This is a genomic window from Microbacterium sp. Bi128, assembly GCF_918698205.1.
The window spans coordinates 1-1,468 of sequence record NZ_CAKKMM010001271.1; the positions used below are offsets into that span (position 1 = coordinate 1).

Annotated in this window: 2 protein-coding genes; one reads left to right on the forward strand and one right to left on the reverse strand. The window is 69.3% G+C overall.

The genetic code is table 11. From position 1 onward, the window contains the following. A partial coding sequence (locus tag LQV45_RS31925) for an ABC-F family ATP-binding cassette domain-containing protein (protein WP_230011471.1) occupies positions 1-801 on the forward strand: 801 nt, incomplete at its 5' end. Positions 802-896: 95 nt separating this feature from the next. Here the strand turns inward: LQV45_RS31925 and LQV45_RS31930 are convergent. Continuing rightward, entirely contained in the window at positions 897-1,376 is a 480-nt protein-coding gene (locus LQV45_RS31930; RefSeq protein ID WP_230011473.1) for a YbaK/EbsC family protein, read from the reverse strand. Positions 1,377-1,468 lie beyond the last annotated feature (92 nt).

Sequence of the window (1,468 nt, forward strand, 5' to 3'; positions counted from 1 at the left end):
GCCCAGGTCCTCATCGACCAGGCCAACAAAATGCGCGCAAAGGCCACCAAGGCCGTCGCCGCCCAGAACATGGCCAAGCGTGCCGAGCGCCTGCTCGGCGGCCTCGAAGCCGTCCGCGCGACCGACCGCGTGGCAGCACTGCGCTTTCCGGATCCGTCACCCTGCGGCAAGACCCCGCTCACCGCGGACGGCCTCAGCAAGTCCTACGGCTCGCTGGAGATCTTCACCGACGTCGACCTTGCCATTGACCGCGGGTCCAAGGTGGTCATCCTGGGCCTCAACGGCGCCGGCAAGACCACGCTGCTGCGGATGCTGGCCGGCGTCGACAAGCCGGACACCGGCGAAGTCGTTGCAGGCCACGGCCTGAAGGTGGGCTACTACGCGCAGGAGCACGAGACGCTCGACGTGGACCGCACCGTCCTGCAGAACATGCGCTCCTCCGCCCCGGACATGAACGACGCGGAAGTCCGCAACATCCTGGGCTCATTCCTGTTCTCCGGCGACGACGTCGACAAGCCCGCCGGTGTGCTCTCCGGCGGCGAGAAGACCCGGCTGGCGCTGGCCACCATCGTGGCCTCGAGCGCGAACGTGCTGCTCCTCGACGAGCCCACCAACAACCTGGACCCCGCCAGCCGCGCCGAAATCCTCGGGGCCCTGAGCAACTACACCGGCGCCGTCGTCCTGGTCAGCCACGATGAGGGAGCCGTCGAGGCGCTCAACCCGGAGCGTGTCGTCCTGCTTCCCGACGGCATCGAGGACCACTGGAACGAAGACTACCTGGACCTCATCACGCTGGCGTAAGTCACCCAACCGACCCGCAGCCGGGGCCGTTCCCGGCACTGAAAACGGCCCCAGCAGCGAGGCAGCCGGGTGGCCCCAGCAGCGAGGCAGCCGGGTCAGCGGACCGGCATCTCTTCCGCGCCCGTGATCCGGTGCAGGTCCGCGTAGCTGATCGAGAACATCGAGTTGTGGTCCCCTGCGCCCGCCCAGAGCACGCGGTGGGCCGACAACGACTCATCCAGCAGAGTCCGGATCTTCTCCGGGTGGCCTACCGGGGCGACGCCGCCCACCTCCTGGCCGGTGTGGGCCAGGACGAACTCGGGGGAGGCACGGCGGATCTTGCCCGTGCCCAGCCGGTCCGCGACCTTGCGGACGTCCACCTTGGCCGCGCCGCTGGCCAGGATGAGCAGCGGGGTGCCCTCGAGCTCGAACACCAGGCTGTTGGTGATCGCCGCGACATCGCAGCCCAGCGCAGCGGCGGCCGCTGCCGCCGTCGGCACCTTCGCGTCGAACACCGTCACGGTGTCCTGGGCGCCCAGGGCAGTGAGGGCACGCTTGACGTTGGCCACCGGGCCGGGAAAGGCGTCAGGGCTCATCGCTCAGAACCCCTGGGCGTCGAGGATGGCGTCTTCCTCTTCTTCCGCCGTCGCGTTCTTGCGCTTCCGCGGAGCAGGACGACGGCGGGCCA

Bases quoted from the DNA above. Each gene is read 5' to 3' on its own strand.
- LQV45_RS31930 (WP_230011473.1), bottom strand. From the start codon at position 1,376: ATGAGCCCTGACGCCTTTCCCGGCCCGGTGGCCAACGTCAAGCGTGCC.